Genomic DNA, 15,683 nt, shown 5'->3' with positions numbered 1-15,683 from the left:
GAAAACTATTTGATGAACAGCCGGTAGATGTCGTTCCCCGTGGCGTAGATGATGAGTGTGAAGAGAAGAAGCATGCCGGCTATCTGAGCGTACGTCATGAATTTGTCGCCCGGTTTGCGGCCCGTGATGACCTCCACCAGCAGGAAGAGCACATGGCCGCCGTCGAGTGCCGGGATGGGCAGGATGTTCATGACGGCGAGGATGATGGAGAGTAGGGCGGTTATCTCCCAAAATGCCGGCCAGTTCCATTCGTCGGGGAAGATGCTGCCTATCGAGAGCGGACCGCCGAGCGATTTGTAAGCCTCCGTCTGGGGACGGAAGACCAGTTTCAGTTGCTTCCAGTAGCTTCCAATCTCTTCGCCGATGCGTTTCGTGCCGGCGGGTACCGCCTGCCAGAAGGTGTAGTCCATCGTGTGGATGGGCGTGACGGCCAGCATGTCCACTGCCGCCCCTATTCTGCCGTCGTCGGATACGCGTACCGGGAGATGTCTGATGACCGATGTGCCCGCACTGTCGCGGACGATGCCGACTTCGGCCACGGTGCCGCTGAGCTGCGGGAGCCGTTCGGTGTATTGGTCGAAATAGGCGAGCGGTTCTCCGTTGAGTTCGACGAGGCGGTCGCCCTGCTGCAGTCCGGCCTCGGCCGCACCGCTTCCTTCGACCACCTGTCCGATGAGGAAGGGATAGCGCGGCGAGATGAAACCGGCATCCTGTGCGAGGTCGTTCACCGAAACCACCGGTGTCCGGAACGTTACCGTATCGCCGTTGCGGAGCACCTCGACCGTATAGTTCTGTTCGAGCAGCAGTGCGATGCGCAGTTGGCGGAAGTCGTCGTACGTTTCGCCGTTCACCGACAGGATGCGGTCGCCGTCACGGAAACCCATCTCCTCCCCCTGGGGGCTGAATACGTAACCGTAGGTCATGTCGCGCGTGGAGAGGTAACTTTCGCCCCATTTCCAACTGATGCCGATGTAGATGACCAGGGCGAGGAGAATGTTCATCAGCACGCCGCCGACCATGATGAGCAGGCGTTGCCAGGCGGGTTTGCTCCGGAATTCGTCCGGCTTGGGTTCGCTCTTCATCTGTTCTGTATCCATGCTCTCGTCTATCATCCCGGCGAGCTTGACGTATCCGCCGAAAGGTATCCAGCCGATTCCGTAACGGGTACCCCGGCGGGTGAACGATGCGATGGGACGGCCAAAGAAGAGTTGGAACTGTTCGACGCGCACTCCGAAGATGCGTGCGAAAAGGAAGTGTCCGAGTTCGTGTATGATTACCAGCAGCGAAAAGCTGAGTATGAATTGCAGTACCTTGATAAGTATATCCATAAGCGTCGTCCTCTGTCGGTGCGGGTCCTTTGGCTGTCGGCCCGTCTCTGCCGTTACGGTAAGTCAAACGGTGTAAACCCTGTAAAAGTATATTCCTTCCTCCGCAAACCTTCTGCCTTTTTTCGCGGTCGTTCGGCCGTTGCCTTCATTGTCCGGATGTGTGGCCGCCGATGGGGTCACAGCATGGCCGATACCATGCCGCGTACTTCGCGGTCGCATGCCGTGTAATCCTCCACGGTGGGCGAGGGGAGAAAATCGGCCTGTTCCAGTGCCCGTTCGATGAGCCGCACGATGTCGCTGTAACCGATGCGTCCTTGAAGAAAGGCCGCTACTGCCACTTCGTTCGCTGCGTTCATGGTGCAGGGAGCCGTTCCTCCGCGTTCCAGGCATTCGTATGCGATGCCGAGCGCCGGGAACTTGTCGCCGTCCACCTCCTCGAAGGTCAGCGAAGGGGTTCGGGCGAAATCGAAACGCTGTCCGCCGTAATCGGGCCTTTCGGGAAAAGTGAGTGCGTACTGTATCGGCAGACGCATGTCGGGTGTGCCGAGCTGGGCCTTGATGGCACCGTCCGCGAACTCTACCATGGAGTGTACGACCGACTGCGGATGTACGAGTACGTCTATCTTCTCGGCCGGGAGTCCGAACAGCCAGTGCGCCTCGATGACCTCGAAGCCCTTGTTGACCATGGTGGACGAATCGACCGTTATCTTCGCGCCCATGCTCCAATTGGGGTGACGAAGTGCCTGTTCGACCGTCACCTCGCAGAGCCGCTCTTTCGGGGTGTGCAGGAAAGGACCTCCCGAAGCGGTCAGGATGAGCCGGCGGGCGGGGGATACTTCGCCGACCAGCGACTGGAAGATAGCCGAATGTTCCGAATCTACCGGCAGGATGGCCGCGCCGTTCCTGTCGGCGGCTTCGATGATTTGCTTGCCGGCTATCACGAGGCTCTCTTTGTTGGCGAGGGCGAGTTTTTTGCCCGTCTCTACCGCAGCGAGCGACGGCATCATACCGGCATATCCTACCAGGGCATTCACCACGACGTCGGCGCTGTCGCCCCGGACGACCTGTTCGATGGCCTCCGTACCGGCATAGACCTTGACGGGCAGATGGGCGAGGGCTTCCCGCAGGTCGCCGTACCACCGTTCGTCGGCGATGACTACCGCATCGGGAGCGAACTCCTCTGCCTGCCGGGCGAGCTTTTGCCAATTGCTGCATGCGGTGAGAACCGCAATTTCGAACCGGTCGCTGCGGGCACGTACGACGTCGAGCGTCTGTTCGCCTATCGAACCCGTCGAGCCCAGCAATGCTATCCTTTGCTTCATGGTCGTGCTATTGGAATATCACATATTTCTCCGGGTCTGCCGGGTGGCCGTCGGCCCACAGCTCGAAGATGAACTCGCCGGAGGGGCGGGTGGCGTTGTCCACGACGCCCGGTTCCACGTAGCCGATGACCTCTCCCGTCTCGACACGGTCGCCGACCCGCTTGAGCAGTTGGGAGTTATGCTTGTAGAACGACAGGTAGTTGTCGCCGTGCTGTATCTGTATCGTGTTGCCGTCTTCGGGTGTCCACTGGCTCATCACCACCGTGCCGGCCTGCGCCGCAACGACCTGTTGCGCTCCGTCGGGTACGATGCCCGTACCGAACATGTTGCGTCCCGGGTCAAACCGCGAGATGACCTCCCCTTTCACGGGGGCGATGAACTCCATGCGCCGGACGACTGCTCCGGAGGGGGTGACTGTGGCATTTACCAGAGCGAACCGTCCGTCGCCTTCCAGTTGTGCCCGCAGGAGCGAATCGGCCGCGGAGGGCGGAACGAGCGCCTTTTCCGATGCCGGCGTATCGTCCCGGTCGGTCGGTCGGTCGGCCAGCGGCGTCTTCCCTTCCATGATGAGCGCCACGTTATCGCTGTATGCCTGCATGATGCGCAGGCTGTATTCGAGCGAGTCTATCCGCTCGATGTTGGCGAGGAGTATCTCCCGGGCCTTTTTACCCGGATAGCCGGGCAATGTATCGAGTATCGGTGTGTACACTACGGCCGTCACCACGACGGCGAACATGACCAGCAGCACGCCGAGTACGGCCAATACCATCCGCATGGGACTGATATACATGTACCATACCTCCCGTTCGAGCTCCCGGTCGCGGACGCTCACCCGGTGTTTCTTGGTGAAGTTTCTCAGCAGGTAGCCGAGGCCGGTGCGTATCTTGTTGTCGTTTTTCTGTTTGCCCATGTGGCGGTGATTGCTTTACAAAAGTAATAAATTAATGCGAGTTTGTCGGTCGGAGCTGCGGATTTGTGACGCTTCGGGCCGTTTCGTCTCCGGGTGCGGGATTTTGTCCGGCAGGGTTTTCCGGTTTCCGGTTGCCGTGGGATGGCGGATGTACGCTGCCCGGAAGAGCAGGAGGCCGGGAGCGGAAGCGGCCGAAACGAGAACCGGAGCACCCTACATTGGGGTGCTCCGGTTCTCGTCTTTCTGCTGTCGCGCGGACGGTCTACGCCTCCTCTTCGTGGTCGAGCTCGTCGGAAACGAGGATACGGCCGCAGTATTCGCATACGATGATTTTCTTGTTCTGCCTGATTTCGAACTGCCGCTGCGGCGGTATCCGGTTGAAACAGCCTCCGCAGGCATCCCGCTTTACGGTAACGACGGCCAGTCCGTTGCGGACGTTGGAGCGGATGCGGGAATAGGCCGAAAGCAGCCGTTCGTCTATCTTGGCCCTCGCCCGTGTCTCTTCTTCGCGCAGGCGTGCCATTTCATCGGCCGTCTCCATGTCGATGCTTTCGAGTTCGGAACGTTTCGCTTCGAGGTCTATTTTCCGCTCTTCGAGGACGGCGGCGGCATCTTCGGTCTGTTTCTTCTTGACCTTTATCTCCGCGGTGTACTCCTTGATGTGCTTGTCGTTGAGCTGTATCTGGAGTTCCTGATACTCTATTTCCTTGCTGATGGCATCGAATTCGCGGTTGTTGCGGACGTTCTTCTGCTGTTCGTTGTATTTGGCTATCTGTATCTTCGCCTGTTCGGTGTCCTCCTTGGACTGTTTGACCTGCAGGTTGAGTTCGTCAATTCCGCTCTTGATATTGTCTATGCGCGTCTGGAGTCCTGCCACTTCGTCTTCGAGGTCCTGTACCTCGGTCGGGAGCACCCCCTTTATCTTGTTTATCTCGTCTATTTTGGAGTCGATTTTCTGGAGGTCGTAGAGCGCCATTATCTTCTCCTGCATCGAATAATCGACAGTGTCTGCCGTCCTTCTGCTTGTTGCCATATGTTTTGTCGTTATATGCTTTATGTCAAATAGTTCACCGGATTGACCGACCGCATGCTCTTATGAAGTGCAAAAGTAGGCATTTTTTTTCTAATAATTTCATAGATAAGGTCGATGGCGCAATATTCGCTTTCAAAATGTCCGATGTCTGCAATCACGAGTTCGCGGTCGGCATCGAGGAAGTCGTTGTATTTGAAATCCGCCGAGAGGTAGACGTCGGCTCCCGCCCGTTTGGCGGCGGACATCATGGAGGCTCCGGCTCCGGTGCAGAGGGCTGCGCGCCGAACCGTCGGCCGCGTGATGCCGCTGTACCTTATGCACCTGAGAGAGAGCCTGTCGCGTACAGTCCGCAGGAACTCCTCCGTCGGCAGCACGTGTTCCGGTTCGCCGACGATTCCGAATCCCGAACCGGGCATCTCCGTGGCGGTGGGTTCGAGAAGTATAACGTTCCGCAGCCCCAGAAGATTGCCCAACATCCGGCTCATGCCCTCCGGGGCGCTGTCGAGGTTGGTGTGGCAGGCGTAGAGCGCGATGCCGCGGCGTACGGCTTCGGCCACCGTGCGTTCGATGTAGCTGCCACCGGTGAGGCGTTTCAGCGGATGGAAAATGACCGGGTGGTGGGAGAGGACGAGGCCCGCTCCCACTTCGGCGGCTTCGGCAACGACACTTTCGGTCGCATCCACGCAAATCAGGGCGCTGTCGATTTCCGCTTCGGGGTCGCCCACGAGGAGCCCCGAATTGTCGTAACTCTCCTGAAGGAAGAGCGGGGCGGCCTCTTCCAGAATGGCTGTTATCTCTTTTACTTTCATTGTCGGTTCGGATTGTCGGAATAAAATTCGGTCGGAAGCGTCGTACGCCTTTGCCCGGTGCGGGCAGTCCTGCCCGCAGTCCCGGTGTCAGAACAGGGTCTGTTCAATGGCCTGTACCCTCGGTTTAGGCTCCTCTTCCTGCGGGGTCTCCTCGCCGGCAGTTTCGCCGGCGAAGGCGGCACGGGCCGATTCGAACCCGTCGTCGTCGGCCGTTCTTCCCGCCTGCATCAGTTCCAGCGGAACGGCCACCTCGAAGAGTACCTGTTCCTCGAAGGGCGGCCTGGTATCCGCCGTGGCAGGGGCCGGTCTCTCCGCTCTCTCCGCTCTCTCCCGGGTCTCCCCGGTCGGCTGCGCGGCAGATTCGGGAGCACGGTCGGCCGCTGCGGCCGTTCCTGTTTTCGTCCCGGTGTCCGTTTCTCCCGCTTCGTCCCCCTTTCCGACGGTTTCCCGTCCGGATTGCTGAGGGACAGCCACGGGCTCTTCGTCGCAGTCGTCGTCCACCACTGCCCCGCCGTAGGCAAGGTCCTGTTTGATTTCGAGCAGAATGGCGCGGATGTTCATCAGGTGTTCGGTAATCTCCGCATCGCGGTCCACCTCCTTGCGGTAGTCCCGGATGTACTTGCGGGCTACCTCGATTTTCATCTTGCGCTCCTTGAGCAGATGGTAGATGATGCGGATGTTGTCCACATCCTTCGGCGTGAAGAGGCGGTTCCCCTTTTTGTTCCGGTGCGGTTTGAGAATGTCGAACTCCTGTTCCCAGTAGCGCAGCAGCGAAGGATTTACGTCGAACATCTCCGCCACTTCGCCCATGGAGTAGTATATCTTGCCCTTTTTGTGGTTTATCTCCTGCATAGGTGGAAATTGGTTGGTAGTGGATGAAAACGCCGCAATTTACGAAAAAACGTGCAACCCGCGTAACGATACCGGCGGAGAAAGGTGTCGCTGTCCCGTGCGGAGCGTCCGTCCCCGGTTGCGGCGGTTGCCGTTACGGGACGTTTTCTCCCCGGACGGTACAGCTCGTGTAGTCCACCGTCAGTGTGTCGAAAGCGGTCGCGAAATCCGTGCCCAGCGAACCGGCCTCCGAACCGGCCGTGGCACCGGCGCTTCCGGATGGCAGTACGTCGATGTCGCGGAGTGTGAAAGGAACGCCCTCCAGCGTGAATTCCACGGAGGGAAGCCGGTAGCATACATTCTCGGCGACACCGGCGAATCCCCCGATGCGCACCGTATCTTCGACGCCGCAAGAGTCTACCTGTTCCCGAAAGAGTTCGTAATATGGGGGGTAGAGGGTCGTCGCCACGTTGCCCGTATCGAAATGGAACAGCAGGGGGATACCGTCCGCATGGATACGGACGTAGGGCTGGAAGCTGTTCAGCATCATGTTCGCCATCCTTTCCGTTCCGTCCGCGTGCAGCGTCCGTTCGGCAGGAAAGACGATGTGCCGTGTGCGGTTGTCGATGGTGAAGCGCTCCGCCTTGCGCATGAAGGCGTTGCCGAGCACCGCGCTGATGACCTCGATGGTGTCCGTCGCCTGGTCGGGCGGAGATATCAGAAAAACGGGGTTTCGCATCACGATACCGCCCACGGCGAGGCTGTCGGCCACGCCGAGTCCGACCCACCCCCGGCCGATACCCGCGACGGGAATCGAGTCGGCAATCATCCGTATTCCGTTCTCGCGGGCGAACCTTTCGGAGACGAAGTTGAACTGTGCTGCGCCCGTATCGAAGACGAAATCGCGGACGTTGCCCCCGATGTGTACCGGTACGGTCATGATGCGGCCGCGGCCTACGCTGTCGAGCCGGTAGGATACGCAGGTGCCGCCTTCGGGCATGACGAGCTCTGGGGCCGGACGTCCGGCCAGGGCGTGCCCCGTGCGCCGGAAAAATTCGAGGCTAAAAAGCAGTTCGTCAGGCAGACTGCCGTCTGTATCGGCAATGAAGTCGTCCGTGAGTTCCGCCGCAGCAGTGTACCGGTCGAGCATGAAGAGGTCGAGCAGGGCCATGAAGACCATGCTCGTCGCATTGTCAGGCCCGAGTTCGTCGCCGTATGTCTCCAACAGTTCCGATACGGCTGCGAGGGCATCGGCCGGCCGGTTGAAGAAGGTGCCGACCAGTGTTTCGGCCATCCCGCGCACGACGGGCGACACGATGCTGTCTGCCTGTCGGGGCAGCACTTCACGCAGGGTGAAATAGTCGCCGGAGTTCAGCAGTGCGCCGATTCGTGCATCGGCATGCTGTCCCGCGGCCGGTACGGTGACTGTCGCGGCGGCAAGCAGAAACAGCAAGAAAGAGAGTGTGTATTTCATATGGCGGCGATTCATTAGGTTCTGTCCGTGTGCGGGACGGAACGCATCTTCGCAAAGATAGCGAAGCCGGCGTTGCCGGGCAAGAACGAAAAGCCGTTTCGGGGGGCGTGATGCGTGTCATATTTTCATAACTTTGTTGCGTAAAAGATTTTTGGTATGGTACACAAGATAAGAGGCAAGGTGGTGCGCGGCAACAGCATCGGGCGCAAGCTCGGTTTTCCTACCGCCAATATTCCCGTCGCGGCGGAGATGCCCGTGCAGGACGGAGTCTATGCGGCGGAGGTACGCGTGGGCGGGGCACTTTACCGGGCCATGGTCAATATAGGGACGAGGCCTACGGTAGGCGACGGTGCAGGCCGTTTCGCGGAGGCCAACCTGTTCGGTTTCGACGGCGATATTTACGGTGAACCGGTGGCGATATTCCTGCTCGGTTATATCAGACCCGAACGCCGTTTCGCCGGCCTCGACGAGTTGCGTCGGCAGTTGGCCGATGACCGACTGGCTGTTGTGAAATATTTTAATAATGTAGGGCTTTGATTGCGGATATCGATTTGTTGGTTGGGCGCATTTTGATGTTTATTGTATAATTAAGACGTTGTTATGCGTGTATTTTATTAGATGGTAGGTATATATTAAAAATATTAAAAAATAAAGATAGAATGTTCTTGGATAAGTCGATACCCTATCGGGTGGCTGATATGTCACTGGCCGGTTGGGGCAGGAGAGAGATAGAGATAGCGGAGAAGGAGATGCCGGGGCTGATGGCCGTCCGGCGCAAGTATGCTCCGCAAAAGCCGTTGGCCGGCGCCCGTGTCATGGGGTCGCTCCACATGACCATACAGACCGCGGTGCTGATTGAGACGCTGGTCGAGCTCGGTGCCGATGTGCGCTGGTGTAGCTGCAACATCTTCTCCACGCAGGACCATGCCGCGGCGGCCATCGCCGAGCGGGGCATTCCCGTCTTCGCATGGAAGGGGGAGAGCCTCGAAGAGTATTGGTGGTGCACGGCCATGGCGCTGACCTTTCCGGGCGGTGCAGGTCCCCATCTCATCGTGGATGACGGCGGCGATGCGACGCTGTTGATTCATAAGGGATTCGCGGCCGAGTGCGATGCCGCGTCGCTCGACGGCGAACCTGCCTCGCATGAAGAGGCGGTTATCGTGGAGACGTTGCGCCGGTGTCTGTCCGAGGACAGTACGAAATGGCACCGTCTTGTGGCGGAGTGGAAGGGCGTTTCGGAGGAGACGACGACCGGGGTGCACCGCCTCTATCAGATGCAGGAACGGGGCGAGCTGATGGTTCCGGCCATCAACGTGAACGATTCGGTAACCAAAAGCAAATTCGACAACCTGTACGGCTGCCGCGAGTCGCTGGCCGATGGCATCAAGCGGGCTACGGACGTGATGATTGCCGGCAAGGTGGTCGTCGTGTGCGGTTACGGCGATGTGGGCAAGGGGTGTGCCGCGAGCATGCGTTCCTACGGCGCACGGGTAATCGTGACCGAGATAGACCCGATATGCGCCCTGCAGGCGGCCATGGAGGGATATGAGGTGAAGACTGTCGAGGAGGCGCTCGCGGAGGGCAACATCTTCGTGACCTGTACCGGCAACCGCGATATCATCACCCTCGAACACATGTACGGCATGCGCGACCAGGCCATCGTGTGCAATATCGGCCACTTCGACAACGAGATACAGATGGCGCGGCTCGACGGTGACAGGGCGGTGGCCAAGAGCGTCGTCAAACCGCAGGTGGACAAATATACCTTCCCGGACGGACATGCGATTTTCGTCCTGGCCGAGGGACGCCTCGTGAATCTGGGATGCGCTACGGGCCATCCGTCGTTCGTGATGAGCAATTCGTTTACCAACCAGGCGCTCGCCCAGATGGAACTTTGGGCCGGGCGGGAGAATCCCGTGCCGGGTGTTCGCTGTCTGCCCAAGCACCTCGACGAAGAGGTGGCCCGCCTCCATCTCGAACAGCTCGGCGTACACCTCACGCGTCTTACGCCCGAACAGGCAGCCTACATCGGTGTCAGTCCGGACGGCCCGTACAAGTCGGAGATTTACCGTTATTAGTAATCGGAGATACGACCATGCAGCAGGGGCACCAAGCGGTGCCCCTGCTGCATGGTCGTACCGTGCCTTCCGTTACTTCGGTGAAGGCGATTCCCGCCTCGGTGAAGTCCATGTTTTCCGGCGCGTCATGGAGTAGGCCTTTTTCGGGAAGAGGAAAATCACCAGCGTGGCTCCGCCCGCAAGCAGGAAAACGACGCTGACCGTCACCGTCGCATTGACGAAGAACTGGTTGATGTAGATGTCCGACATGGTGTAGTCGCCGAGGTTCTGCATGAGTTTGACGAGTGCATAGACGCTCTTGTAGGCATACATTCCCGGTATCATGGGCAGCAGGGCCGGAATGTAGAGCACCGTCAGCGGACAGTGCGACAGGCGTCCGAACCATAATGCCAGCAGGCCGATGGCCAGCGAGGCGCAGAACGACGAGGAGGCGATGTCCATACCGGCGTAATTCATCAGCGTGTAGCGCAGCGCATGGCCGGCTGCCGCCAGTATGGCTATGTATTTGAATGCTTTCCGGGGCGGGTAGGAGATGGCCCCGAAGCCTACTGCCGCTATCGCCGCCAGCAGGCCGTCCGTAATGATATCCGTTATCATAGCAGGTTCTTCATGAATAACAGCAGGGGCACTGCGAGCCCGGTCGCTATGCAGATGACCAGCAGCGTGGCCTGTATGAGCCGCGAGGTTCCCGTGACCGTGTGCCCTTCGAGGATGTCGATGATGCCGTTGATGAGCGGGACGCCCGGTATGAGGAACAGGACGCTCGTACCGATGGCGATGTCGGGCGTCCATCCGGGAATGAGGGTCAGAGAGGCGAACATGGAGGCGGAGAAAGCCGATACCATGAAGACGATGAAGTGGTTGTAGTGGCGCTTCTGCATCTGCTGGCGGATGAATATGCCCAGCAGCGTGGCCAGTATCACCGTGGCTACGGCGCCCCACGACCCGCCGAACAGCCTGCAGAATGCGCCGTTGGCCAGACCGACCAGCAGGAGTATCAGGCGGGGCGACATCTTCGGACGCGAGATGATTTCCCGGTACCGTTCCCTGAGCTCTGCAAGCGGCATGCGGTTGTCGTAGGCCTCCCAGCTCAGGGCGCTGAGTTCGGAGTTGTACTCGAAAGAGATGGGAAGTGTCGGAATGGAGAGCACCTCGGTGTTTGCGCTGCCTGTACCCGAGTCGTCGAATACGGTGAGAACGATGGTCTTGGAGAGTGTCGTCATGTGTATCCGCAGCCCGAAGGCTTCCCCTATGCGCGACGAGTTGCGCAGCACGCGCGAAGTGTGTACCCCCGAACCGAGCAGGCATGTCGCATATTCCGCAATGAAAGCCGTTATCTCTTTCAGTTCTTCTGTCGTTCTCATCGGTCGTTTATCCGGTGTTTTTTCGCCGCAAAGGTAATGCGCGGGTGTGGAATATCCGCCATGCAGCGGAGGTTTCCGGCCGATTTTCCTGCACGGGGACGGGAATCGGGCATTCTCTGCGGGCAGGGAAACAGCGAGGCGCAACCGAACGGACTGCGCCTCGCTGCTCTTCGGGCCCGTCGGCGGGCCGGGATGGTACGTCTTTCGCGGTCACATGTAGATGACGTTCAGGCGGGCCAGTCCCAGCCGGTATTCGAGGTCGGTCCGTATGCGCGTTTCGAGTGCGGAATAGAAGGTGTCGAGCTCCGAGTAGTAGTCCACGATGTTGATTTGGCCCGCTTCGAGCGTCCGGCCGAGCATGTCGATATATCCGGCGGCATCGGGCAGGCCGCCGAAAGACTCCAGCAGCCGCCCCGTGTAATCCACTTTCAGATAGAGCTCCCTGACCGAACTGCGTTGCTGGGCCAGGGCAGACTCGGTGTTGGCCTTCGCGGCCTGCTCCATGGCATGCGCCCGCTTCACGTTGTGGCGGTTGGAGAGTATCGGAATACTCAGTCCCGCCGTGAAGCCGTTGAAATGCTCTCCCGTACCGTATTCGTATTTATAGCCCAATTCGACTTTCGGGAGCGCCTGTTGCCTGCTGAGGCGGACGTCGTAGCGCGCCCCCTGCTCCTGCAGGCGGAGCGCCGTGAGTTCGGGGGCATACTCCTCCCAGTCGGCCAGCAGGACCTCCAGCGGCATCTGCTCTTCGGCCGGCGGCATCGTATAGCCGCATTCGGGCATCTCCCCGCCGTTGAGTACGGCCAGCCGCTGTGACAGCTCAATCATCCGCATGTCCACGGCCGAGAGCTCCTCTTTCAGCAGAAGGTATTCGACCTCCGTGCGATTCTTGTCGATGGCCGTGGCGTCGCCCGTTTCGTAGCGCGAGGCGAACAGGGCGGCCATGTGCTCGGCCGCAGCCAGGCGCGGCCTGTTGAGTTCCATGATACCGTGCAGGGCGCAGAGTTCGAGGTAGACTTCCTTGGCCTCCAGCAGGATTTGTTGCCGCAGGGCGAGATATTCCGTTTCGTATTGCTGTGCCAGCGTCCGGGCTATCCGGCTTCGGGTGGCGTAGAGCATGGGCAGGTCGAACGACTGTGAAACCTCCAGTTCCCCCTCCTTGCCGAGCGCCTGCGGAGAGTCTCCCGCCGAGGAGTATGAGACCGACAGCGGTTCGAGCGAGTTGCCCGTACGGGCTTCGAAGGTGCGGCCGGCAGTTGCATGCGCTTCGGCCTGCAGGGTGAGGTTGTTGCGTTCCACGCTTTCCAGTACGCGCCGCAGGTCGTTCTGTGCGACGGCGGGTGTCGCCGCCAGGAGCGCTGCGGCGACGGTTATGATGAGCGTTCTATTCATTTTGACTGCATTTGTCGGTTAATAACTCTCCGCCTGTTCGCCGGAGTTTCCGCTTTTCGGTTCGGGTAGTGACCAGTATGTACATGATGGGCATGACGAAGCCGTTAAGCAGGGTGGAGCTGACCAAACCGCCCAGTATCACCTGGGCCATCGGACTCTGTATCTCGTTGCCGGAGACGTCGCCGTTCACCGCGAGGGGGATGAGGGCGAGGGCCGTGGTGAGCGAGGTCATCAGGATGGGGGTGAGGCGGTCGAGCGAACCGTGTACGACCGCCTCGTACAGCGTACACCCCTCCGCACGGAGCTGGTTGTAGCGCGATACGAGCAGGATGCCGTTGCGTACCGAGATGCCGAAGAGCGAGATGAATCCGATGATGGAGGGGATGCTCACGACATCCGAGGTTATCCAGATGCTGACTACGCCGCCCACGAGCGCAAAGGGCAGGTTTACCATTATCATGGTGGAGAGCGGGACGCTCTTGAACTCCTGGAACAGGAGCATGAAGACTACGAGGATGGCGAGCAGTGATGCGAAGACGAGCGTGCGCGAGGCCGATTGCTGGCTCTCGAACTGTCCGCCGTACTCCACGTAATATCCTTCCGGAAGGACGATGTCCCGGTCTACGGCCTGCCGGATGGCTTCCACCGCACCGCCGAGGTCGCCTCCGACCACATTGGCCGATACGACGATTTTCCGTTTCACGTTTTCGCGGCTTACCGTATTGGGACCCGAGGAGGATTCGATGTCGGCGATGTAGCTGAGCGGTATCTTCGCTCCGTTGCCGTCTATCAGCAGGTTGCCTATCTTCTCTATCGTGTTCCGGCGGTCGTCGGCTACCTTGACCGTCAGGTCGAAGGTATTGTTGCCTTCGTAGACCTGCGATACGGCCTGTCCGGCCAGTGCCGTAGTGATGTATTCGTTGAATTGCGGCATGGTGACGCCGTACAGGGCGAGCATCTCGCGCCGCGGCGTTATTTTGAGCTGCGCACGCTCCACCTGTTGTTCCACGCTGATGTCGGCGATGCCCTCTACGCCGGCGATGGAGCGGCCTATCTGCGTGGCGAGGGCATACATCCGGTTGAGGTCTTCACCGAAGAGTTTGATGGCGATGTTGGCCTTCGTTCCGGAGAGCATGGCATCGATACGATGCGAGATGGGCTGGCCTACCTCCACTGTCAGTCCCTTCAGGTCGCCCAGTCGGTGGCGGACATCGGCCAGGAATTCGTCGCGCGAACGCCTGTCCAGCACGAACGGCGCTTCGAGTTCCGATGCGTTTACGCCGAGGGCGTGTTCGTCGAGTTCGGCGCGGCCGGTCTTGCGGGCCACGGTCTGTATTTCCGGTATTTCGAGGAGGATTTCCTCTACCATCCGTCCCATGCGGTCGGACTCTTCGAGCGATACGCCCGGCATCGTGGCGACGCTGATGGTCAGCGAACCTTCGTTGAAGGGCGGCAGGAAGCTGCTGCCGAAGGTGCTGAAAACGATGGCGGCGCCGACGAAGAGGGTGACCACTCCCGCAAGCACCGTCTTGCGGTGACCGAGTGTCCAGGTGAGTGCCTTGCCGTAGATGCGCTTGAAGAACCGCGTGACGGGAGGTTCCTTCTGGCTCCGTTTCAGGGCACGTTCCGAAGTCAGCATGTAGCTCGACATGACCGGTGTCAGCGTCACGGCTACCAGCAGCGAGGCCAGCAGCGAGATGATGAAGGCGATGCCGAGCGGTTTGAGCATGCGTCCCTCCATTCCGCCGAGGAGGAAGAGCGGCACGAAGGCGACGATGGTGATGAAAGTGGCGTTCACGATGGAGACGCGGATTTCGCGCGAGGCGTCGTAAACCACCTTCAGGCATTTCTCCCGTTCGGCTTTGGGACGGGCATAGTTTTCCCGCAGCCGTTTGTAGACATTCTCCACGTCGATGATGGCGTCGTCTACGAGCGAGCCGATGGCGATGGCCATGCCGCCGAGGCTCATGGTGTTGATGGTATGCCCCGTAAGGCGCATGACGATGACGGTGATGAGCAGCGACAGGGGCATGGCCGTGAGCGAGATGAGCGTCACGCGGCCGTTCATCAGGAATACCAGCAGCACGAGGACGACGAAGAAGGCTCCCTCGATGAGGGAGTTTTTGATGTTGTTTATCGAGCTGTCGATGAAGCGCGACTGCCGGAAGATATCGGTCGATACCTCCACGTCGTCCGGAAAGCCCGCACTGAGCTCGGCGATGGTCGCATCGAGTGTTTCGGTGAGGTCGATGGTGCTGGTGTAGGGCTGTTTGGTGACGGTTATCAGCACGGCCGGTTCGCCCCTTACGGAGGCTACTCCCAACTGCGGCGATTTGGCTCCCGTCCGTACTTCGGCGATGTCGCCGAAGGTTACCGGTTCGCCCTGGGCTGACATGCGGACGAGTCCGGCGGCTATCTGCTCCGTGTCGGTCGTGGAGGCCATGCCGCGCACGATGTATTCGTTGCCGTATTCATAGAGTACGCCGCCCGAAGAGTTGCGGTTCATCTCCCGTGCGGCTGCGAGCACCTCGTCGAGCGTGATGCCGTAGGCGTCCATCTTTTCGGGTGAGAGGAGTATTTGATATTCCCGGATATCGCCTCCGATGACGGCCACCTGCGAGACGCCCGCAACGGAGAGCAAACGCGGCCGGAGGGTCCAGTCCGCCAGTGTGCGCAGCTCTTCGAGCGAGGTCTCCCCGGTGGAGGTGAGGCCGATTATCATCATCTCTCCGAGAATGGAGGACTGCGGGCCGAGGGTGGGCTGTCCTGCCGTGGGGGGCAGCAGTTCGGCTACCGAGGCGAGTCTTTCGGAGACTATCTGACGGGCGATGTAGATGTCGGTGTCCCAGTCGAACTCCACCCATACCACGGAGAAGCCCGTGGTGGACTGCGAACGGACGCGGCGCACGTCCGTTGCGCCGTTGAGCGAAGTTTCTATCGGAAAGGTCACGAGTCGTTCCACCTCTTCGGCGGCCATTCCCTGTGCCTCGGTCATGACTACCACGGTGGGGGCGTTGAGGTCGGGGAATACGTCCACTTCCATGCGCGTGGCGGCCCATACGCCGGCGACGGCGATGAGGACCGCCGCGATAACCACCACCAGGCGGTTATCGAGCGAGAACCTGATTATCCTGTTCAGCAT

General features: G+C 59.8%; 13 protein-coding genes. 2 read left to right on the top strand and 11 right to left on the bottom strand.

The genetic code is table 11. The annotated features are described in order from the left end of the window. Positions 1-5 precede the first annotated feature (5 nt). From rseP to BQ5361_RS07175, 7 genes are all read right to left on the bottom strand, one after another. Positions 6-1,328, bottom strand: a complete 1,323-nt coding sequence (gene rseP / locus BQ5361_RS07205) for an RIP metalloprotease RseP (protein ID WP_035472077.1) — start codon at positions 1,326-1,328, stop codon at positions 6-8. A gap of 176 nt (positions 1,329-1,504) precedes the next feature. Then, positions 1,505-2,650, bottom strand: a complete 1,146-nt coding sequence (dxr, locus tag BQ5361_RS07200; RefSeq protein WP_035472080.1) for a 1-deoxy-D-xylulose-5-phosphate reductoisomerase — start codon at positions 2,648-2,650, stop codon at positions 1,505-1,507. A 7-nt stretch (positions 2,651-2,657) separates the two neighbouring features. Continuing rightward, positions 2,658-3,560 carry a murein hydrolase activator EnvC family protein gene (locus BQ5361_RS07195; RefSeq protein ID WP_052130978.1) on the bottom strand — a complete coding sequence of 301 codons (903 nt, stop codon included), beginning with the start codon at positions 3,558-3,560 and terminating at the stop codon, positions 2,658-2,660. A gap of 262 nt (positions 3,561-3,822) precedes the next feature. Then, positions 3,823-4,593 carry a zinc ribbon domain-containing protein gene (locus BQ5361_RS07190; protein WP_022062975.1) on the bottom strand — a complete coding sequence of 257 codons (771 nt, stop codon included), beginning with the start codon at positions 4,591-4,593 and terminating at the stop codon, positions 3,823-3,825. Between the two features lie 20 nt (positions 4,594-4,613). Further along, positions 4,614-5,402, bottom strand: coding sequence for a Nif3-like dinuclear metal center hexameric protein (locus tag BQ5361_RS07185; RefSeq protein ID WP_035472083.1), 789 nt, complete (start codon positions 5,400-5,402; stop codon positions 4,614-4,616). A gap of 87 nt (positions 5,403-5,489) precedes the next feature. Then, positions 5,490-6,254, bottom strand: coding sequence for a MerR family transcriptional regulator (locus BQ5361_RS07180; protein ID WP_071424991.1), 765 nt, complete (start codon positions 6,252-6,254; stop codon positions 5,490-5,492). Between the two features lie 133 nt (positions 6,255-6,387). Then, positions 6,388-7,707, bottom strand: coding sequence for a retropepsin-like aspartic protease (locus BQ5361_RS07175; protein WP_035472086.1), 1,320 nt, complete (start codon positions 7,705-7,707; stop codon positions 6,388-6,390). A 156-nt stretch (positions 7,708-7,863) separates the two neighbouring features. Between BQ5361_RS07175 and BQ5361_RS07170 the strand changes: the two genes are divergently transcribed. After that, positions 7,864-8,244, top strand: a complete 381-nt coding sequence (locus BQ5361_RS07170) for a riboflavin kinase (protein WP_035472089.1) — start codon at positions 7,864-7,866, stop codon at positions 8,242-8,244. 122 nt (positions 8,245-8,366) lie between these two features. Further along, positions 8,367-9,785: an adenosylhomocysteinase gene (gene ahcY, locus BQ5361_RS07165; protein ID WP_035472090.1), complete on the top strand. Its 1,419-nt coding sequence runs from the start codon at positions 8,367-8,369 to the stop codon at positions 9,783-9,785. Between the two features lie 72 nt (positions 9,786-9,857). Here the strand turns inward: ahcY and BQ5361_RS07160 are convergent, their stop codons facing one another. The 4 genes from BQ5361_RS07160 to BQ5361_RS07145 all read right to left on the bottom strand — a co-directional run bounded on the left by BQ5361_RS07160 (position 9,858) and on the right by BQ5361_RS07145 (position 15,683). Further along, the gene (locus tag BQ5361_RS07160) at positions 9,858-10,382 is read right to left on the bottom strand and encodes a threonine/serine exporter family protein (RefSeq protein ID WP_022062981.1); all 525 of its coding nucleotides are present in this window, start codon (positions 10,380-10,382) and stop codon (positions 9,858-9,860) included. Further along, entirely contained in the window at positions 10,379-11,149 is a 771-nt protein-coding gene (locus tag BQ5361_RS07155) for a threonine/serine exporter family protein (RefSeq protein WP_035472092.1), read from the bottom strand. Before BQ5361_RS07155 ends, BQ5361_RS07160 begins: the two co-directional genes overlap by 4 nt. Positions 11,150-11,359: 210 nt before the next feature. After that, entirely contained in the window at positions 11,360-12,541 is a 1,182-nt protein-coding gene (locus tag BQ5361_RS07150; protein ID WP_035472095.1) for a TolC family protein, read from the bottom strand. After that, the gene (locus BQ5361_RS07145) at positions 12,534-15,683 is read right to left on the bottom strand and encodes a CusA/CzcA family heavy metal efflux RND transporter (protein WP_052130979.1); all 3,150 of its coding nucleotides are present in this window, start codon (positions 15,681-15,683) and stop codon (positions 12,534-12,536) included. The genes BQ5361_RS07150 and BQ5361_RS07145 overlap by 8 nt, the downstream gene beginning before the upstream one ends.

This window comes from Tidjanibacter massiliensis (assembly GCF_900104605.1).
In the GTDB taxonomy this organism is placed as follows: domain Bacteria; phylum Bacteroidota; class Bacteroidia; order Bacteroidales; family Rikenellaceae; genus Tidjanibacter; species Tidjanibacter inops.
Note: the sequence above shows the minus strand (reverse complement) of the source record. Positions and strands in the feature narration are given on the sequence as shown.

Coding starts and splice junctions, on each gene's coding strand:
- BQ5361_RS07155 (WP_035472092.1), bottom strand. CDS start 11,149: ATGAGAACGACAGAAGAACTGAAAGAGATAACGGCTTTCATTGCGGAA.
- BQ5361_RS07190 (WP_022062975.1), bottom strand. CDS start 4,593: ATGGCAACAAGCAGAAGGACGGCAGACACTGTCGATTATTCGATGCAG.
- dxr (WP_035472080.1), bottom strand. CDS start 2,650: ATGAAGCAAAGGATAGCATTGCTGGGCTCGACGGGTTCGATAGGCGAA.
- BQ5361_RS07145 (WP_052130979.1), bottom strand. CDS start 15,683: ATGCTGAACAGGATAATCAGGTTCTCGCTCGATAACCGCCTGGTGGTG.
- BQ5361_RS07180 (WP_071424991.1), bottom strand. CDS start 6,254: ATGCAGGAGATAAACCACAAAAAGGGCAAGATATACTACTCCATGGGC.
- ahcY (WP_035472090.1), top strand. CDS start 8,367: ATGTTCTTGGATAAGTCGATACCCTATCGGGTGGCTGATATGTCACTG.
- BQ5361_RS07160 (WP_022062981.1), bottom strand. CDS start 10,382: ATGATAACGGATATCATTACGGACGGCCTGCTGGCGGCGATAGCGGCA.
- rseP (WP_035472077.1), bottom strand. CDS start 1,328: ATGGATATACTTATCAAGGTACTGCAATTCATACTCAGCTTTTCGCTG.
- BQ5361_RS07175 (WP_035472086.1), bottom strand. CDS start 7,707: ATGAAATACACACTCTCTTTCTTGCTGTTTCTGCTTGCCGCCGCGACA.
- BQ5361_RS07195 (WP_052130978.1), bottom strand. CDS start 3,560: ATGGGCAAACAGAAAAACGACAACAAGATACGCACCGGCCTCGGCTAC.
- BQ5361_RS07150 (WP_035472095.1), bottom strand. CDS start 12,541: ATGAATAGAACGCTCATCATAACCGTCGCCGCAGCGCTCCTGGCGGCG.
- BQ5361_RS07185 (WP_035472083.1), bottom strand. CDS start 5,402: ATGAAAGTAAAAGAGATAACAGCCATTCTGGAAGAGGCCGCCCCGCTC.
- BQ5361_RS07170 (WP_035472089.1), top strand. CDS start 7,864: ATGGTACACAAGATAAGAGGCAAGGTGGTGCGCGGCAACAGCATCGGG.